General features: G+C 38.1%; 18 protein-coding genes and 1 riboswitch. Of the genes, 3 read left to right on the plus strand and 15 right to left on the minus strand.

Annotated elements, in window-relative coordinates; all coding sequences use genetic code 11:
- Window positions 1–110: 110 nt before the first annotated feature.
- Entirely contained in the window at window positions 111–941 is an 831-nt protein-coding gene (locus AN161_RS25490; RefSeq protein WP_053597120.1) for a polyphosphate kinase, read from the minus strand.
- A 205-nt stretch (window positions 942–1,146) separates the two neighbouring features.
- Between AN161_RS25490 and AN161_RS25495 the strand changes: the two genes are divergently transcribed.
- Window positions 1,147–1,860 (plus strand): hypothetical protein, encoded by a 714-nt coding sequence (locus AN161_RS25495; protein WP_053597121.1) that lies wholly within the window; start codon window positions 1,147–1,149, stop codon window positions 1,858–1,860.
- A 22-nt stretch (window positions 1,861–1,882) separates the two neighbouring features.
- Here the strand turns inward: AN161_RS25495 and map are convergent, their stop codons facing one another.
- Complete coding sequence (gene map, locus AN161_RS25500) at window positions 1,883–2,638, minus strand: type I methionyl aminopeptidase (RefSeq protein WP_053597122.1); 756 nt, start codon at window positions 2,636–2,638, stop codon at window positions 1,883–1,885.
- A gap of 506 nt (window positions 2,639–3,144) precedes the next feature.
- Complete coding sequence (gene thiT, locus AN161_RS25505) at window positions 3,145–3,705, minus strand: energy-coupled thiamine transporter ThiT (RefSeq protein WP_053597123.1); 561 nt, start codon at window positions 3,703–3,705, stop codon at window positions 3,145–3,147.
- Window positions 3,706–3,874: 169 nt separating this feature from the next.
- A riboswitch (TPP riboswitch) is annotated at window positions 3,875–3,982 on the minus strand.
- Window positions 3,983–4,106: 124 nt separating this feature from the next.
- Here thiT and AN161_RS25510 point away from each other — a divergent pair.
- Window positions 4,107–4,439 carry a DUF4870 domain-containing protein gene (locus tag AN161_RS25510; protein ID WP_053597124.1) on the plus strand — a complete coding sequence of 111 codons (333 nt, stop codon included), beginning with the start codon at window positions 4,107–4,109 and terminating at the stop codon, window positions 4,437–4,439.
- A gap of 213 nt (window positions 4,440–4,652) precedes the next feature.
- On the opposite strand, the gene AN161_RS25515 is transcribed toward AN161_RS25510, so the two are convergent.
- From AN161_RS25515 to AN161_RS25555, 9 genes are all read right to left on the minus strand, one after another.
- Complete coding sequence (locus AN161_RS25515; protein WP_053597125.1) at window positions 4,653–7,733, minus strand: SMC family ATPase; 3,081 nt, start codon at window positions 7,731–7,733, stop codon at window positions 4,653–4,655.
- Window positions 7,730–8,887 carry an exonuclease SbcCD subunit D gene (locus tag AN161_RS25520; protein ID WP_053597126.1) on the minus strand — a complete coding sequence of 386 codons (1,158 nt, stop codon included), beginning with the start codon at window positions 8,885–8,887 and terminating at the stop codon, window positions 7,730–7,732. Before AN161_RS25520 ends, AN161_RS25515 begins: the two co-directional genes overlap by 4 nt.
- Window positions 8,888–9,239: 352 nt before the next feature.
- Window positions 9,240–10,151: an SGNH/GDSL hydrolase family protein gene (locus AN161_RS25525; protein ID WP_053597127.1), complete on the minus strand. Its 912-nt coding sequence runs from the start codon at window positions 10,149–10,151 to the stop codon at window positions 9,240–9,242.
- Between the two features lie 22 nt (window positions 10,152–10,173).
- Window positions 10,174–11,403 (minus strand): aminopeptidase, encoded by a 1,230-nt coding sequence (locus AN161_RS25530; protein WP_053597128.1) that lies wholly within the window; start codon window positions 11,401–11,403, stop codon window positions 10,174–10,176.
- A gap of 1 nt (window position 11,404) precedes the next feature.
- Window positions 11,405–12,553 (minus strand): DEAD/DEAH box helicase, encoded by a 1,149-nt coding sequence (locus tag AN161_RS25535; protein ID WP_053597129.1) that lies wholly within the window; start codon window positions 12,551–12,553, stop codon window positions 11,405–11,407.
- 346 nt (window positions 12,554–12,899) lie between these two features.
- Window positions 12,900–13,601 (minus strand): amino acid racemase, encoded by a 702-nt coding sequence (locus AN161_RS25540; RefSeq protein WP_053597130.1) that lies wholly within the window; start codon window positions 13,599–13,601, stop codon window positions 12,900–12,902.
- Window positions 13,601–14,830 carry a hypothetical protein gene (locus tag AN161_RS25545; protein WP_053597131.1) on the minus strand — a complete coding sequence of 410 codons (1,230 nt, stop codon included), beginning with the start codon at window positions 14,828–14,830 and terminating at the stop codon, window positions 13,601–13,603. Before AN161_RS25545 ends, AN161_RS25540 begins: the two co-directional genes overlap by 1 nt.
- Before the next feature lie 226 nt (window positions 14,831–15,056).
- Window positions 15,057–15,935 (minus strand): C39 family peptidase, encoded by an 879-nt coding sequence (locus AN161_RS25550; protein WP_241774652.1) that lies wholly within the window; start codon window positions 15,933–15,935, stop codon window positions 15,057–15,059.
- 328 nt (window positions 15,936–16,263) lie between these two features.
- A complete protein-coding gene (locus AN161_RS25555) occupies window positions 16,264–17,760 on the minus strand; it encodes a long-chain fatty acid--CoA ligase (protein WP_053597133.1) in 1,497 nt (498 codons plus the stop codon).
- Window positions 17,761–18,168: 408 nt separating this feature from the next.
- Between AN161_RS25555 and AN161_RS25560 the strand changes: the two genes are divergently transcribed.
- Window positions 18,169–18,771 (plus strand): metallophosphoesterase family protein, encoded by a 603-nt coding sequence (locus AN161_RS25560; protein ID WP_053597134.1) that lies wholly within the window; start codon window positions 18,169–18,171, stop codon window positions 18,769–18,771.
- 265 nt (window positions 18,772–19,036) lie between these two features.
- Here the strand turns inward: AN161_RS25560 and AN161_RS25565 are convergent, their stop codons facing one another.
- The 3 genes from AN161_RS25565 to AN161_RS31270 form a co-directional block, all read right to left on the minus strand.
- On the minus strand, window positions 19,037–19,618 hold the full coding sequence (locus tag AN161_RS25565) for a DUF305 domain-containing protein (protein ID WP_053597135.1): 582 nt from the start codon (window positions 19,616–19,618) through the stop codon (window positions 19,037–19,039).
- Between the two features lie 118 nt (window positions 19,619–19,736).
- On the minus strand, window positions 19,737–19,907 hold the full coding sequence (locus AN161_RS27960; protein WP_075807366.1) for a cysteine-rich CWC family protein: 171 nt from the start codon (window positions 19,905–19,907) through the stop codon (window positions 19,737–19,739).
- A gap of 131 nt (window positions 19,908–20,038) precedes the next feature.
- On the minus strand, window positions 20,039–20,114 hold a 76-nt coding region (locus AN161_RS31270; RefSeq protein WP_347230952.1), incomplete at its 5' end, for an IS3 family transposase.

Consider the following 20,114-nt stretch of genomic DNA (forward strand, 5'->3'; position numbering starts at 1 on the left):
ATCATCCACAACTTTTAGTAATGAGCCCAATAAGTTTTATTTTATTGTATGTAAAAAAAGATGCTGCTACAACTAAAACATTTCGTCTTGTTGTTACAGCATCAGCATCATTATTTAATTTTTTGTTTTTGTTTTTTAGGTTTCTCTTCTAGCAATTCAAGGCTAGACGATTCAGCATCTTCTAAATGCGCTTTGTCGAATACATTCGTTAAATGAAGGCCACGTTTTTCCGCCTCACGTTCGATATGTGCAATTGTTTCTTGAAGCACTTGTACACGCGCATATTTTTTATCGTTACCCGGTACTAAAATCCATGGGGCATTTTTCTTATCTGTCTTCTCAAACATATCATTTGCAGCTTCTTTATACTGAGGTGTTTTTTCACGATTACGCCAGTCTTCATCTGTTAGCTTCCAAGACTTATATGGATCCTCCTCACGTTCTTTAAAACGGTTTAGCTGCTCCTCATCAGATACTTGAAGCCAAAACTTAATGACAATATAATCTCCTGCTGTTAAAATCTTTTCAAAATTATTAATTTCTTCGTATGCACGAGACCATTCTTCTTTTGTTGCAAATCCTTCAATACGCTCAACTAATACACGGCCATACCAGGAACGATCGAAAATAGCGATTTGCCCATGTTGTGGTAGCTTTCTCCAAAAACGTTGTAAATAATTGTAGCGTAGTTCATGAGGCTGAGGTGCTGAAATTGGGTGTACGACATAGCCACGTGGATCAGCACGCTCAATTAGACGTTTAATAGCGCCACCCTTACCAGCAGCATCCATACCTTCAAACACTAGAATTAGCCCAATTTTATTGTTTAATAAAAACTGCTGAGCATTTAACATTTCATATTGGAGTTCTTTTAATTTCTTTTTATACATCTTCTTATCTAGTTCAACTGATACATCTAGATTGTTTAAATTTTGAGCCATTAAAACTTCACTCCTTACATTTGAATATCCTTATTGTACTAAAGAAATATATGAATAACTATTCAAATGGTAAATTGTAGATAATTTTAGCGAAACAACACGATACATTGTTGAAAATTTCCGTTATAATGAAAATAAATAATGTCACAGTCCTATACTTATTTGTCTTTTCCCTATACAATTTAACACGAAGGGAGAGGAAAACATGCCTCGGTTTATTTTGATGACAGTATCTTTTATTGTCTCACTTATCCTAACCTTTTCATCCTTTTTCATGAAAATAAACGGTCAATCTTCGCTAGAAATCTCAAATCGTTTTCCTGTAATTTTTGCACCTTTTAATGTTAGTTATGTGATTTGGATTGGGGTTTACATGTTACTTGGTTATTGGTTAGTTATGAATATAAAAAAGACATCTATTAAACAGACTGTTCTCTTTAGTAGCATATGTATCATGCAGGCGCTAACGATTGTTGTTTGGCACCATGAATTATTTATCGTGTCAATTGGCAGTACGTTTATTTTAGTAGTGTATATATTTTTGTTGTACAATACGTACCCTCTCAGCGATAATTCACCCTCAGGTCGTTTACCCTTCTCGATTTACTTCGCATGGGTTACATTTATACTGATGACAAACGTAAGCTTTACGCTAACATCTTTTGAATGGAACGGTTTTGGCCTTAGCAATCCACTTTGGGCAGTTATTTTACTGACAATTGGGGTAGCAATCGCATTACATATTCGATTCCATCATTTTGATATTATGTACCCAAGTGTTTTTATCTGGTCCTATATTGGGGTAGCGTTACATAATGGTTTTGATGAGCTACTTGTGACAACGGCAGCCTTGTTTTTATGTGGTGTGCTACTTGTCGGTATATTATTTATTAAAAAAAATCCTGCCTACCAAAAATAAATTGGTTAGCAGGATTTTAGTTTTATTCTTCATCTAATGCCGTTAAGATGATTGGTTTATCTTTTGTAACGATAATTGAATGCTCAATTTGGGCAACTAATGATTTGTCTGGCGTAATGAATGTCCAGCCATCACCAGCTTCCACAATATGCTCCGCTTTCGCTGAGATGAAGGGCTCGACGGCAAGCACCATGCCTTCCTTCATAATTGTAGAATCCCATGCATCATAATAATTTAAAATATGATTTGGCTCATCATGTAAGGAACGACCTAAACCGTGACCAGTTAGGTTCATAATCACTGTTAAATCGTTGGCATATGCTTCACGCTCAACAGCTTTTCCGATTTGGTTTAATTTTGATCCAGCTTTTACTTTTGTCATCGCTCGATCGAAAGCACTTTTAGCTACGCGACACAGCTTTTCTTTATCTTCGTAGCCTTCACCAACTACAAATGAAATGCCAGTATCTGCAAAGTAGCCATTTAATGAACCAGATACATCTATGTTTACGATATCTCCATCTTTAATCACACGTTTACCTGGAATACCATGCGCCACTTCCTCATTAACACTAATACATGTATATCCTGGGAAATCATACTCCCCTTTAGGTCCAGAAACTGCTCCTGCTTCAGCAAACATACGGCCTGCAATTTCATCTAGCTCAAGTGTTGTTACACCTGGTTTTGTAGCTGCCTGCATTGCTTCACGAATTTCAGCACAAATACGGCCGATTTTTTTAAAGGCTTCAATCTCTTCTTGCGTTTTTACAATCATTTTTAACGTCCCTTTCATCTAATATCTACTATTTAATATAACATAACTTTCTATGCATAAAACGCTAAACGCTTTAAATATTATATGCCATCTTACATTGTAAAGTGCTGAAAATAGGCTCATTACCGTAACGTAGGGGTGATTTCCGTTCCGACTGGGCGCTTTCCTGGGGGCGTCCGATGAGCCGCTTTTGTTGTTGCTGTCGCTACGCTTTCGCACAGAAAACATCCGCTGCGCTCCAGGGTCTCGGGTCAACAGATGTTTTTTGCGCGAAAGCGAAGCGGCAGCGGCACCGATGTTGGTCACGAAGGCGTTATCACAGGATGTGATGGTTTTAGCCTTCGTTCCTCTATCGCTGATCCCCAAGGAGTCGCCCAGTCGTAACGAAGATCAACTTATTTGCATGACATAAATATACGCAATCCCTAACCTAGCTAAAAAAGCAACAATCCTACATTCAATTTAATAAAAATAAAAACCCTCCACTCATGTGAAGGGCATAATAGTTATGATTTTCGTTGCATTAATTGAGGAGCTGCTGTGAATAACAGAACACCCACAATTGCTGTTAAAATTGTTGCTGGTAGCATATATGTTCCATTATAAATGATGGAATAAATCCACGCATTTTGATCTCCAGCATACTCTGAGAAAAATACAGCGCCCGCAATGGTATGTGCTGCATATCGTAAAAATCCTGCTAATACAGTTCCTAGAATAATATAAAGTGCCATTTTCTTTTTGTTTAAATTTTTAGCAGCCTCGAGTACTGGTCGGCGAACAACGGCCGCTAAACCAACTACTGTGAAGGCAACACCATAATCGAGTAATCCTTGAAGCCAATGTATAATAAAGGCACCAAACATTGTTTGCATAACACCAATAAGTAAGCCTGTTGTCAGACCTGGCATAAGACCCCAACGAAATGCCATTAACATTATTGGCACCATCACTAGACTAACAGAGCCTCCTTGTGCCCATACTTGGAAGGAAACCTGATCGAGCACAAGGCCAATCGCTGCGAATATCGCAATTTCCACAAGCATTAAAAGTCTTTTTTTGTCCATAATTATTCTCTCCTTTGTTCCGATGTAGGATACAAGAGCAGGAATAGAAAACTGTTGGCAAATATGTCCCTATCTGGCATCAAAAAGGCTTAATCTCCATTCATCATGTTTTTAGTAGCTGAATAAAGATAAAAAACGATGCCAGGACAGAGCCTCACATCGTAAAAGTGTCGGTTTCTATCCACATCCCTACGCAAGTGTTAACTTACAGGTTCAAAGAGTCAAGGCATTACGTGCCCAGTCTCAGCTGACATCATCAGCTCCCCTTGTGGTCGTTACATCTTAATTTATTTGAACAATCTCATTGTACGCAAACACTGTTATGATTACAACCTCTTCCACATTATTTTTTGAAACTTTGCTGTTTTTCATGCGTAAATATTAAAAAAGGAGGTACAACTATGGAGAACCAAAAAATTTTATCTGCGTTTAGTTATCTCAGTATTTTTTTCGCCCCTTTTATTGTGCCATTAGTTGTTTACTTTATTTCAAAAGATAGCTACGTAAAGAGTCACTCTATTCGAGCACTAATATCACATTTAATTCCAGTCGGATTCGGAATTATCTTATTTGCAGTCTTTGTCATCTCAACCTTTTCATTTAACACTTTTGACCCAGATTCAAGTAGCAGTACTTTTCTTATTATTTGGTTTGCTTCATTCGCAATTTACTTACTCGTTTCAATAGGAATTCTTATTTGGAATATTGTTCAAGCTGTTCGCGTTATCCGATAATGTTATATTCGAACTAAACAAATAGTACCAATAGTTAAAGGAGCTGTTATTTTATGAAAGTATCTAAAGTTGTCAAAACCGCCGTAAAATTAGCACCTATCGTTATCCCAATTGTAAAAAAAGTAATCGCTACAAAGAAAGGAACGACTCCTAACGTAACTAAAAAATAACAAAAGGGCGTATTTCCATATAACGGAGATACGCCTTTTCACTTTATTTCACTTCAAAATATGTTTGACTATGACCATTCATTGTTTTTTCGACATGCAGAACTGCGGGCATTGTAGCTTTTAGCTCTGCAACGTGTGATATGACACCAATCATGCGTCCAGAATCTTGTAAATCAATGAGAGTGTCAATCGCCTTATTTAATGCTTCTTCATCGAGAGAACCAAAGCCCTCATCAATAAACATCGTTTCAATGCGGATGTTACCTTGAAAGCTTTGAATCACATCTGCCATACCAAGGGCAAGACTTAATGATGCATTAAACTTTTCTCCACCTGATAATGTTTTCACATCTCGTAATTGATCCGTATAGGCATCATATACATCTAACCCAAGCCCACTTTGCTTTGCATGCTTTTCTAATCGATCCGAACGTCGTAGCTCAAATTGACCATTCGATAAATGATATAGACGAACATTCGCTGCCTCTGTAATTTTATCTAAATAATTGATTTGAATATAACGCTCAAAGGACAGCTTTTTCGTATTCTGACCATTTAGCATTGCATAGAGTTCCTTAACTCGTCCCGCTTCTTTTTCTAGTGAGCGTATCTCCTGTTCCGTTTCCTCAACTTTTTCTATAAAGTCTGCGCAAGCTTTCGCAAATCTTTCCATCTGTTGCAATACTTTAAAAGCTTCCTCATATGTTACACGAAGCATCTCTAACTTTTCTTCCATTACCGTTAAATCTTGTTTCTCTTGTCCTTTAAGATGCTTCGTCCCCTCAGTAATTTGTACCTGCAATGTGTGTATTTGCAGAGTATAATCACTACAAACTTTCCGTAAAGCCTCTATTTGCAACACGCTACGCTTAGCAGCCGCAAATTCTTCATAGCTATCAAAGCCTGCTTCCTTCATGCTTACTGAAAATTGCTCGCGCTTTTCGTCCATTTTCAACTTTAATTCCTCATAAGCCTGTTTAGCTATTTCCACTGCCATTTTGGCATTATTCGCTGCTTCCTTGGCTGATTGTAGGTTTTGTTGGCTAGCATGCCATGCAGTTTGTAATGCAACCTTGTGTGAACCTATATCAGCAATCGCCTGCTTTAATGCTTGTAACGTCTTAAGATTTTCTGGAATATGCTTTTGTTGTTCTTCCACAATAGCTTGTTGTTTGGTAAATTCCTTCGTCTGTTCAGCTAAATATTGCTCTAGCTTTATTTGCTTTTCTTGTAGCTGCTCCATTCGTGCACGATGATCCTTTTGTTGCATGCGTACATCAGCTAATTGATTGCTCACTATTTTTAAGATTGTAATTTGTTGCTCTACATTTTGTAAGGAAGCTACAATTTGCGCTTGATTTGCTTGATCAATCTCATTAGTTTCTAACTGCTCTAGCGCCTCATGTAAAAGTTGCTTTGTAGAATTCAATAAAGCTTCTTTCTCTAAAAACTTGCGCTCATCAGTAGCTGCCTTTACTCGTAAAACTTCTACTTGTGCTAATTCGATAACCTCTAATTGCTCACGATGTGTTTCAAGATGTGTTGTACTACCGCACACTGGGCAAGGCTCCCCGTCCTTCAGCTGTTGTGCTAAAATACTTGCCTGGCTTGTAATCCATTGTTGCTCCAGCTCTTGAAGAGCCTGCTTACTTTCTTGATAGTGGACATTAGTAGTGAAGACATCCTGCTCCGTAGTCTCAACTGTTCTAGTGTATTTTTCAACTTGCGCGAGTAATGATACTTGCTCTTTTAGCTTTGGCAGCTGTTCTAAATACCCCTCATAGGGCTCCAGTTGTTTTTCATATTGTTCCATTGTTGTTGTTACTTGCTGAAATTGCATTTGTTCTTTTTTTACGATTGTACTATTATCTTCTACGGCTCGCTTTGCTGTTACAACATATTGCTCAGCTATTTGCATTTGCTGAACGTTTTTCTCATACGCCTCAAATTTCGGCAATAATGCTTGCAGCTGTAATTCTTGCTGTAAAACGTGCTGACGTTCAGGCTCTTTCGCCTCTTCCACGTTAAACTTCTCTTGTGCTATTTTTAACTGAGCTTCTGCGTTTTGCTGCTCCATAATTGCTTGCTGATAGGATTGTTCTTTATGATTTTGTTCAGCACGTAAGTCGATGCATTGTTGCTCAAGTATGACAAGTCGCTCTGCTTGCTCTGCCAATGTAATTTCACGTTCTTTTGCACTATATATCTCTTGTTCTTGTAGCAATGCCTGCAGACGGTTCTGACGATTGGTTTGCTCATCAAATTGTTCATTTAGCGTTTTCGCCATACTATAATATTCTTGTTCTTTTTGATGATGTGAATAAGCTTCTTTATAGCGCTGCTGTTCTACTTGTATACATTCAGTATAGTAGACCTGCTCCTCATCCAGAGCCTTCTTCAGCTGATGCATATTTTCGGTATTATTAGTAATGCAAGTAAATAAAGATGACGAACGCTGTGGTAAAGCGCCTGCAATTTGACCAAGAAGATGTTCCTTTAATTGTTGAGCACGCAGTAAATCACTTTCAGCTTCTTTCCGTTTCGCATCAAGTCTTTTTGTCATCGCACCAAAGCGATCTGTTTTAAAAATTTTGCGCAAAATTACTTCTTTATTCGTAGAATCTGAGGTTAACAGCTTGCGAAATTCACCTTGTGGCAGCATAACAATTTGACTAAACTGATCCTTTGTGAGGCCTATTATATCCTGTAGCTTTTTATCTACCTCAAGCGTTTGCTGCTTTTCTACAATACTATAATCAAGTGTGTCTCCTTTGATTTCAGCTAGTTCAATTTTCTTGCCAGTAACACTTTTGTTTTTTGCTTTAATATGACCTGGCTGACGTAAAATTTGATAGACTCTATCATGCATTTCAAAAACGAGTTCCACAGCAGTATACGCATCATCATCTGCAAACCCGCTTCGAAGCATAGCAGTATCCTGACGATCTTCACCGCTACCTGCTCCGTAAAGTGCATAGCATATAGCATCAAAAATCGTCGTTTTCCCTGCACCTGTTTTCCCGGAAATCGCAAATAGGCGATGCTCACCAAGCTGTTGAAAATCAATAACTTCTGTATTTTTATATGGACCGAATGCAGTAATCGTTAACTTTAAAGGCTTCATTTTACTGTCTCCCGCTCCTCATCTAATAATTCTTGTAGCATCTCTGTAAATAGACGCTCTGTATCTTGATCAGGCTGTATGCCAATTATTTCTGTAAAAAATGATCGGAATAAATCGATGTCTTCTACCTTCTCCGTTTCAATCGCTTGAATTTCATGTGGTATTTCTTGGCGTATTACTTTACGCTCCACATGCATGGCATGAGGAAACACTGTACGAATACGTTCCATCGGCGAAGCTACTGACGTCGTATCTGTTAAGCGTACAAATACATAATCATCACTTGGTGGTAATTGCAATAAATCATCCATCAAGCCCTCTACAACACGTAAATCTCGTCTCGCTATAAGCTTTCGTTTTGTGACAGTGATTTCTCCCTGTGTATCTAGCTCAACTATTAAAAAGCCCTTCTCATGTAAATGCTCAGATAAAGAATACTTCAATGGAGAACCAGCATATCGAATCGTTTCATTCAACACAAAATGGGCTTTATGTAAATGCCCAAGTGCCGTGTAGTTAAAAGGCTTAAATAACGTTGCATTTATACAATCCGAGCCTCCTATGGATAGAGGTCGCTCTGAATCACTAGTATTTACTTCCTCTTCGCCATACTTCGTCACAAAGGCATGTCCAACAAAAACATTACGTTTTGTCGTATCCATACATTGTGCAATATGGTCGATAATTTTTTCCATTGCATCTTGATGAGAGCGAATAGAATCATCCTCTAATATAGTGCGCACTGAAGCTGGCTCTGCATATGGTACGAGATGAAAATGCACTTCCCCATCCTCATCATGTAAAACTATCGGTGCATGGTCTTTCGTAAATTGACCTTTAATATGTAAGCCACTATCGCTCATTAAACTACTTCCAAAATTCAATCGACCTGCACTATCGTGGTTCCCAGCAACTGCTAACACAGGAATTTTCTTCTCAAGTACAATTTCTGCAAAAATATCATTTAGTAAATTAACTGCCTCTATAGGGGGCATCGAACGGTCATATAAATCACCTGCTATAATGATTACATCCGGTTTTTCCTCATCAATGGCTAGCATAAATTGCTGTAAAATATAGTGTTGATCTTCCGTCATGTAGACACCTTGTACAAGTTTCCCTAAATGCCAATCTGCTGTATGAAATATTTTCATTCTTTGCGCCTCCTGTCTATTTTATTTTATCACGGCTGATGGATTGATTGTTTTTCCTTTTATTAGTTTGAAAATTATAATGAGGCTCCTAACCATAATAGGGGTTGATTTCCGTTTCGACTGGGCGTTTTCCTGAGGGCGTCGATTCTATCCTTCGTTCTGGGAATTCTATCCGTCACTCCGGTTCTATCCTTCGCTCCGAGGATTCTTTCCGTTTCTTCGACTGTTCTATCCGTCGCTTCAAGGATTCTTTCCGTCGTTCTGACTGTTCTATCCGTCACTTTATCGATTTACATAAAAAAGAGCATCATTGCCGATGCCCTGTTGTAAATATTTAATATTGAAATGTTCATTATGACCGAATTGCTCTAACCTTTTCCATAAAAGCAGCATATCCTTTAAAACCTTGGATGGTGCGTGCAGTAGGAGTTGGCTTTTCTTTTTCTTCTTGTTTCTTCTCAGCCTTCTCTTGTTGTTCTAAAATCTGTTCAAATGATATAGGTTTAGGCTTTGGCAATTCGTTTGAAGAAATGGCTAGAGCTTTACTTCCACTATACCCATTTAAAAATGCATTGGCCATTTGGCGGTAGCCTTCAAAATTTGGATGTACATCAGAAATATTCGGTAAAAGGTTCGTAGCGTTTAACCCAAAAGCATTATACACATCTACATAGGTTGCTCCAGCATGCTCTGCCTGTTGCTGTAAAATCGTATTTAACTTTATAAGCTGTGCATTTGTTCCTTCTTTTTGCGTAGCGTGAACATTTGGGTAAGCAAAATAATAGCCCATAACATAGACCTTTGATTTAGGTGCTCGCACTTTCAATTCCTCTAAAATCTCTACCATATTTTTTCTGGCAACGTTTAATGCATAATCAGTTTGTAGCTGTGAAAAGGCTAATGTACCAGCACTTGGATTGACCTGCACTAGTCGCAGTAAATCATTAGCACCTGCCGAAATTGTAATCAGTGTTGCATCAGCTAATAAGTCACTTGCTTCCTCTGATTTTACTCGTTTCAAGACATCATCTGTTGTAAAGCCTGGGAAAGCTAGCTCCTTCGTGTAGACACTCAATTGCCCAGTCATTCCCAATCTCATGGCGATTAAATCACTATAGCCTGTATCAATCTGTTGATAAGGTGTTTGACCAGCTGCTAAGGAATCTCCAATGGACAAGTAGTTTTCAGTCTGAGCAAAAGCAGATGAAACACCTAATGCCATCATAAATATTGCTGCACCAATTATGATTAGTAATCGTTTCATCTGCCCAGCTCCTTTTCTTTACTTAAAAAGCCCAGCTACCTTTGCGGAAAATTGGCTCTACAGTTCCATCTGGTAAAATCCCGTCAATGTCCATCTCACCGCTGCCAATCATAAAGTCCTCATGTGTTACTGAAATATTTGCACCTAACGCTTCAAGCTGTCCGTTTTCTAAATCTCTTCCGCCCTCTAAGCAAGTTGGATAAGCTTCACCAATCGCTAAATGGTTCGATGCATTTTCATCAAATAATGTATTGAAATATAAAATCTCCGATGCAGAAATTGGTGATTCATGCGGTACAAGTGCGACCTCACCTAAATAGCAAGAGCCTTCATCTACATTAATAAGCTCCTGTAATAAATCATGGCCTACCTGTGCTTCAGCCTTAACAATTTTTCCTTCTTCAAATGTCAGTTTAAAGCCATCGATAATATTCCCTTGATAAACTAATGGTTTTGTATTGCTTACATAGCCATTTACACCTTGTTTCATCGGTAACGTATAAACCTCTTCTGTCGGCATATTAGCAATAAAGATAGTATCATCTGGCGTTTTACTACCTCCAGTAAGCCATTTATGCTGTGGCGCTAAGGCAATTGTTAAATCAGTACCTGGCGCTGTATAGTGAAGCTTTGCATATTTTTTATTGTTCAGTAGGGCCGCACGAGATTCTAAATTTACTACGTGTTCACGCCAGTTTTCAACAGCATTGCCTTCACCGATACGAACAGTTTTAAAAATGGCCTCCCATAATGCTGGTACTTGTTCCCCAGCTGCTAAGTTCGGGAATACTTTCGATGCCCACTTTGGTGAAGGGACGGCAACGATAGACCAAGCTATCAAATCCTTCATCACGGCGTTGCGATAGTTTTTCAGTGCAGCTCCTGACACCTTTTGATGTGTTGCTAGACGGTCCGCTGGAATACCAGTCAATTTATCTGGATCTGCGGCGTCTATCCATAATAGTGCCCCTTTACGTTCGATCAGCTCATCTCGCATTTTGACTACCCATTCTGGGAAACGATTAAACTCTTCATCTGAGGCATGCTCAAAATAAGCACGATCCATTTCATCATCTGAAAAATTAACATGAACACGTCCTGCCCCAGCTTTATAAGCCTCTTTCACAACTAAACGGGCGAAATCTAGTGCATCCACTGATGTATTGACTAATAAGTATTGCCCTGGTTGAATATTGACACCGACTTTTACCGCAAGTTCTGCATATGCTTGTAATTTTTCTTCAAAAGTCATATTATTTACCTCGCTTTTGTCCAATTGTTTTTGAATTTCCTTCCACTAGCTCGCCATCATGCCATATTTTTTGGACAGGCTTGCCAGGAATTTCCCTTGTCCATTTTTTATACGTTTTTTCATCACGATAAGATAATAACGTCAATACTTCACCATCTGCTCCGGCACGACCTGTACGGCCAGAACGATGCAAATATTGCTCAATTGTTCTTGGGACATCGACATGAATAACATGTGTTAAACCTGCAATATCTAAACCACGTGCAGCAATATCTGTAGCAATTAAAATACGCGCATCTCCTTTACGGAATGCATCTAACGCCTTTTTACGTTCTTCTTTTTTCATGTCAGAGTGTAATGTTACTATCGGTGCCGAACGGTATTGTAATTTCGTTTCTTTCATCAGCAATTGATCGATATTGTTGACGAAAGCTAATGCACGTAATCCTTCTGTATGCGATAGTCGGCGTAGGAAATCGGTTTTATCTCGCTCCTCAACTTTCACGAAAGAGTGCACAACTTTACCAACCTTTAACATATCTTCAGGTTTAATCTTGAAGCGTACTGGCTCGAACATCATACGACTAGCCACTAATTCAATTTCTTCCGTAATTGTTGCTGAAACAACAACTACTTGTCGCCCAAATGCTGAATTTTCGATAAAGGATTTTACGACAACACGATATTCACGACTTAGTAACTGATCGCACTCATCTAAAATAACTGTTTCAATTTCTTTTAGCTTTAATTTCCCAGCGCGTGCTAATTCGTTTAATCGGCCTGGTGTTCCTACAACAATCGTCGGTTTTTTCTTTAACTTTTCGATTTGACGTGCAGAGTTTGCGCCACCAATTAGTTGTTGAACCGTAATATCAGAACCTGCTGTCCATTCACGGATAACCTCTACAATTTGCATTGCTAGTTCCTGTGATGGGGCTACGATAAGTCCTTGTGTTTGTTTTTTTGAGCCGTTTACTTTATTTAGTAAAGGAAGTACATACGCTAAAGTCTTCCCCGACCCTGTTGGTGATTCGGCTACAATATCATTGCCCTCAAGCATTGCTGGAATCATTTCGTCTTGAATTTTCATCGGCTCTTCAAATTTCCATTTTGCTTGTAAATCTTCATTTAATAAATTTATTACTGACATGTAATTTCCCACCTTCTATCTGCTTGACATTAGTTTAACACACTAATCATTTTCCTACTTCATATGTACGTAAACCATTGTATAATCGTTTCAATAATCTACCCTAAGTACAATGCGCTAAAGTACTCGTTTACAACCGGCTCGAGGGATCAAAGCGACCTTAGGGATGTTGCGCTTTAGCCTAGACGAAAACTATGTCTTTGGTGATCCTAACAATAAAAAAATCTGCTCGATTTATGCACGGGATTTGTAAGCCTTCAAGCCCTCACAGACATTTGAGCTGCTTTGAAGGTTTACGGCTTACCCACAAAAATGCGAGCAGATTTTTATTTGGTTAATTCAATTGTTAATCTACTATTTCATAGCCACATGCTAAAATAGCACGTTCTGCTAAAACAATTAACGAGTCGATATATTTATCACTTAACTTTAAATCTCGATTGACGATAGATAATTCTGTACATCCTAACACGATACGATCACAATTAAGTGCAAGCATTGCCTCTTCTATCGGCAACCAATCCTCCTGAGAGACATCCTTTCCAGCCTTTACATAATCGTAAATAATAGACATGACTTTTTCTTTCATTATATCGTCTGGGACAACTGGTGTAATGCCATATTCCTCTAAAGCATCTTGATACATGCGTGAAGTTAATGTGCCTGTTGTCGCTAAAATACCGACACGCTCTGCCCCTAAATCATAGGCACGCTTTGCAGTTTCACGAATCATATGTAATACGGGAACGGGAGAGCCTTCAATGATCTCGTCATAAAAGGTATGTGCCGTATTACATGGAATAGCAATCACATCTGCCCCAACAGAAGCAAGTTTTTTTGCATCTGTAACTATCACTGGAACTGGATTTTCCTTTGTATTATCTAAAATAAAAGCAGTACGATCAGGGATATTCGTATCGTTATCGATAATTGTATGTAGATGCTCCTGATCCTTCGTTGCCTTCGTACGTCTTACAATCATTTCTCCGATAAACATCGTTGCAAGTGGACCAACGCCACCAATTATACCTAAAGTTTGTTTTTTCATTAGTTTGACAGACCTTTGTTGTTAAAATATTTCTTATATTGGCGATAAAAGCTTAAATTATCTAGCGTTATATTCAACCAACGCTTCGCATTCATATCCTTATAATTAAAGATGGAATCCGTAGCCATTCCTTGGCGAATAAGACTTTTCGCTTCAATCACAAGCTGTTCATTTTGTACATATTTAAAGAGGACACCATTCGGCACAATTGTCCAAAGATGCTTGTTCTGAACATAAGTTAGCTGTTGCTTGCTTCCGCGGATAAAATCATCCGCAACATATTGCATTAAATTATAGCCACTTGCTGTCACATAATAATTTGAAAGCTCATTATGTAATTCAATACTTAATAGCTTATATTGACCGTCACGTTCATCATACTTCATATCAAACGTGGCAAAGCCTTGGAATCGTATTTCCTCTAAAATCAATTTCACGCGGTCCATTAAGTCTTTATCGTATGCTGTCATTATGGCTACATAGCGCCCAATCCCCTCTGGAGAATGCTCCTCTAAAATAGGGTTACCTACAGATAGCAGCTTTACCTTACTATCTTGCCCAACATAAGCATTTACGACACACATATGAGCATCTTCGCCAGGAATATATTGCTGTACCATTAAGTCATCTCGGTATGCCGATTCCTTATAAATAGCATGGAAAATAGCATCCTTTTCGTCGTTATCTTTTGCAATATACACTTTTTTCTTGCCTGGAAAAATACATGTAGCATACTTTGTCATATTCAAAGGTTTAATGACAACTGGGTATTCAAAAGGGATGTCAAATTCCTCGTAATCATTAACGGTGCAAACATGCGTTGCCGGATAGTGAAAGCCGAACTTCGCACAAAGTTCATACATACTCTCACGCGTTAAAAGCTCGTTAGCAAGGTTTGCATCCACATAAGGAACGACAAAATACTGAGCTAGCTCCTCTTTATGTTGCACAATTTTTTTTACATAAAATTCATCGCAGGCTAATAACAGTAGCTTTTTATCTGCAAATTCCTCTGCAATTGCCTTTAAAGCAACGACAAAACGTTCTTCAATATGGAGTCTTGGTACTTCACGAAATGTTAATAAATCACTCTGTTGTATTTTTTCCATATTTATATGATTTAATGCAAGTGGTTTAACGCCATAGGATTCGTAAAATGCTCTTGCCATACCGTAAGCATTCATTTCATCTCCTAATAAAATCGGTAAAAAAGCGTGCTCAATGGCCATTCTACTCAACTCACTTTAGCTTTTTTAGGCTCTCACCATAACGCGGGGTTGATTTCTGTTCCGACTGAGCGCTTTCCTGGGGATTCCAAGGAGTCAACCAGCCTTCACGTCAATCAACTTATATACATGGCATACTATTTAACAAATGTCATCCCCAATTTTTGGTGATGAGCCTTTTTTTTAGTGTAACATACTTTCCTTGTACTCCTTATAACTCTCGTTGAAGTCATTTATGAACTGCTACAGCTTGTTTACCTAACTCTCGATAGCTTTTAAAGAATTGATCCACATTATAAGTAACAAAGCCTTTTAATGGGTCCATGACAACTACTTTATCACCTAAATGCCCAGTTAAGACAACAGCATGCAAGTTCATATACGCGGCACGTGGCTCTGTTTCACCTTCATATATCCAGCCCCTAGCCGAACTTGGTTTTGATGCTGATAAATCCAATGTCACCCATGTCACAACTGGTACTCCCTCTCGGACAAGCTGTAAAATTTCGTCCTGTGAGGCATTGCTCATATTTGTGACACGTAAATCTGCCTGTTTATCGGCTATTACTGCTTCTGCCGCCTTTACAATCGGAGCTGCAAAGACATACATACCGTGTGCTTTATCACGAGGATTACCTGCAAAAGCCTGTGCTGGATTTGGACCAAAACGTTGTCCGTCTACCGTACGTATATCTTGCTTTGGTAAATAGTTATCAGCCATTTCAAGCTTCGTAACATTCATACCATAATAATTTAATACAGCTGTCAACGATGTAATTTCACAGCCATGCGGTAGTTCAGGATTTTGCATAACCACTGGTACATCTAGCTCCTGCTCGTCCCTTGAAAAATGTGTTTGCAATCGATAATATGGCTTCGTCGCATCATACGTAAAATGTTCGATTGTCGTATAGCCATCATTTTTCGTACTATTTTCAAGCGTAGTTGCAGCAATAGCATATTCCCGACCCTCTATAAGTTTCGAAAATTTTGCTTCGCCCTCTTCTGAACCAACCGCATCCTCCACTACTTCACCTGACTTTATATCTGTGGCAGTTATGTAAAGGTTAGGAATTGGTGCACCACTATTAAACTCTACCGTTAACACAGTTAATTCACTCTTTTGCCTTTGCTGTGAAAACTGATTGCAACTCGAAAGTAGCATGATTATCATAATACCTATTAGTAAAAGGCGTTTATACCCCGTCCACAAGACAAATTCCGCTCCTATCTTGTTTGAAGACAAAACTTCAATTCTATTATTTCAATTTGTCGTAGACTCTATTATACGCTAATTTCATAGACGTTCCTATTTTAATGAATTCACCCTTTATATGTGAGGTCGTAGCCCTATTCATTGGCTCTAAATAACGCTCATTCAAGGTTTTACTAGTTTTGCTACTTTCGAGTTTCACCAAACATTTTACACGTTCAATTTAGCGCGTGCTTACTTTTGGACGCAATGTATGTTTCAAAACTTTACCCGATGCATTACGTGGCAATTCTACTAAAAATTCAATTTCATGTGGCACTTTATATTTCGCAAGCTGAGTCCGACAATAAGCCAATATTGCCTCTTCATCGAGGGACTTTCCTTCCTTCAAGACGACAAACGCTTTCGGAACTTCACCATATACTTCATGTGGTAAACCTACAACTGCTGCTTCTAAAATTTCTGGTAACTGATATAAAACCTCTTCTACCTCGATAGGATAAATATTTTCGCCACCACGAATGATCATATCCTTTTTACGATCTACAATATAGAGATAGCCTTCTTCATCAAAACGCCCTAAATCTCCTGAATAAAGCCAGCCGTCTTTAATTGCTCTCGCTGTTTCTTCAGGATTGCGTAAATAGCCTTTCATCACCTGTGGTCCTCTAACACAAATTTCTCCTACCCCACCTGCTGGCACAGATTCACCATAGCTATCGACAACACGTACGTTTGTCTGTGTTAATGGTTTTCCCACTGAGCCAATCTTTGTCAATGCATCAGCATCTAAAAGGGAAGTTGCCGCAGGAGAATTTTCAGTTTGTCCATACAGGTTTTGTACTTTCACATTAGGGAATGTCTCTTTCACTTGCTTCACAAGCTCATAAGGCATCGGTGCTGCCCCGTAACATAATAAACGTAAATTTTTAAATGCATGTTCCTTAAAGTTAGGTGTATTTAAAATAATTGTATACATTGACGGAACACCAAAGAAAATTGTCGCAGCTGTTGAGGCAAGCTGTTCTAATGTATTTGTCGGAGAAAAAGCCTCTTCTATCACAACAGTACCACCTTTATAAAACATCGGCATCGCAAATACATGAAGCCCTGCACAATGAAATAAAGGCGTACAAATAAACATTCTATCCTCATTGGTCATATCCATAGATGACGACCATATATCCGCAGTTGATACGATATTTTGGTGAGTTAGCATAACTCCTTTTGGTTTACCGGTCGTACCAGAAGTATACATAACAACTGCTGTATCATGAGGTTCCAATTTGACAGCTTTTCTTTGACCTGTATAGTTCACAATTACCTCTTTCATTTCTTTAAACCCTACAATATGTTGAAACGGATATGAAATATTTGCAAGTACATCTTCTAATCTCTCATCATAAATAAGTCCTTTAGCTTCTGAATGATTAAAAATAAATTCGACCTCTGGAGCTGCTAATTTTGTATTAATAGGCATGACAACATAGCCCGCTAACTGTACACCGATATAAGCAATTAAAAATAAATCTGAATTAAGCGTGTATAATGCAATCACATCATCTTTTTCAAAACCTTGCTCTTGTAAGTACGCTGCAAAATTTTCTACACGTTTATAAAAATCGCTATAGCTCATCTTTTTTCCATCGTATAACGTTGCAACTCCTTTTGGTTGTTGTATAGCGTATTTTTGAACAATTTCTGTCATTAACATCGTCATCAAAAGCCCCCCAAATTTTTAATTATTCCTAACCTTGATACCGTGTAGACAAACTATTAATCTAATTATAAATTTCAGAAAATTACAATTATATTTTATCAAGCTATAAAAAAGTTAGCAATTTTTCTACACATTCAAAAATATGACAAATCCATAACAAAATATACTTAGACATTTGGTTCATCATCATAACGTGTAGTTGATTTCCGTTCCGACTGGGGGTGTCCGTTGAGCCGCTGATCCTCAAGGAGTCGCCCAGCCTCCACTCCAATCAACTAATATACAGGGCATATATTTAAAAAATGTCATCCACAACTTTTGGTGATGAACCAGACATTTTACTTTTCTATCAATTTCTGTTAGGTGTATGATGTTTGTACAATTATTTTTAGGAAAGGTCTGGTTAAAATGCTGTACGCACTTTTAGGAGATTTACATTCTAATTTAGAAGATACTAAGGCAGTTCTAGCCCATATTCAGCAAACTGCGAAAGAGGCAAGGGTATTGGGATTAGGTGATTTATATGAATGTACTGTAAGTAAGAAAAAGGCACAAACAATGTCGGGTTTACCGCTACAAAAAGCTGCGATAGTGGAAAATGATTTTGAAAACTTACTAACATTCCCCTCTATTCGTGGTAATCAGGAGGAGCGTATTACACATGTAACTGGCATCGAACGTTTTACAGAGCTGCCTGAAACAATGGAGATTGATGGTGCAACACTTATGCATGGACATCAATTTCAATGGAATGTGACATGGCAGCCTACATTTCCGCCATTCAAAAAATCGCTTCTTTTCTTCGGACATAGTCATGAATCTGGTCTTTATCATCGCAATAAAAAGTTACCTATTCGTATTCGCTTTGGCCAACCAATCGCATTACAAGAAAAGCAGTACGGCATTAATGTTGGTTCAGTTGTCAATCACCGTGAGTGGTGTCTCTATGATAGTGATAAACGAACAGTAACATTTATGTGTGCTCCTTCTGTTGAGAAGGCTAGTGTTTAAAGCTTACTTGCGAAAGAAAAAAGGCTTCCTGATTAAAGGAAGCTCGTTCCTGCGGGGCTTTCAGCGCAAGTTCATCCCGCAAAAGTCGCCACTCTCCGTGAAAAATCAACGATCATCATTAGTTTAAGAGCCCATTTAGTACTCTTGATCGACAATTTTCCACTTCACTGATATACATCTTATTCAAAAAAAAACGCTAAAATCGACCTCGATTCTAGCGTTTTTTCATTTCGCAAATGTCCTTTGTAACAAAGCATGGGACAAATTAGCAATTTTCGCAATCCTTTAAAGCATCCAGTAATTTTTCCATTTCACAAATACGATCGCACATAGTTTGAATCATATTTCGAAGGATCGGTATTAATTCTTGGCAAATACAGAACCTTAAAACGTTTTGCGCTAGTCGAACTCCTCCCTGATGATGAACAATCATCTCTCGAAGATAGTTTATATTAATGTTATTGGAAACTGGTGGTAAACTCATAGCTTTGAACATTGCTTCGGTAATTTCTTTAAATGCACACATATATTCGTATAATTCATATTCCGAATTTTGCACGATACAGCATCTATTTTGTATCGCTTCTAGACATTCAACGGTTTCTGTACTTGTTGCTATTATTTCTAATGCGAGATTTTGCACGGGTATATTAGTTGTGTATCGTAAAACATTTTCTGACATTTTAATTGCAGCTACTTGATGCGGTATTATTTGCTTAATAAAATTTTCTGAAACACTACATGTAATGGTCACATAGGTCATGCCCTGAATCATTTTATCGAGGATCCTTTGGTATTCCTCTAAATAAGCCTGTGTTACATTACTGAGTTCAATTGGTTTAGTCATTAGACACACTCCTTTCAGAGTAATATATGTCCGATAGGTTGTTGTGCGGTAGACAATTGTACCAACCGATCTCTATTGTTTCGTAAGAGTAATTGAAGTATTTTTAAGGCCAAAACGATTAATCTTTTTTATATGTATCTAAGCACTTTTGACAAATACATTGCTCTTGGGGTACTTTTTCAAAAATTTTCTCAGGAAAGCTTTCTGTCATACACCAGCAATCCTTTTGCCCTTTTACTAGCCCACAATGATTTTCTTGTCCACATAACGGACAACATTTTTCCTCCATTCGTACACCTCCTTCATATACTTTATATTGTAAAATAAAGTGACGACATAATCAGGCTTTTACGGGATAAAAATAGAGGAGTACCTAATTTTAATGTGGTACCCAAGTCAAGGACAAACTAAAAAAAGAAATTAAGCAGCTAAGAGATGGTTTCTGTATTGTACAGGAGCCATCCTTTTTAGATTCCATTGATAACGATAATTATTG

Source organism: Lysinibacillus sp. FJAT-14222 (assembly GCF_001278875.1).
Taxonomy (GTDB): Bacteria; Bacillota; Bacilli; order Bacillales_A; family Planococcaceae; genus Lysinibacillus; species Lysinibacillus agricola.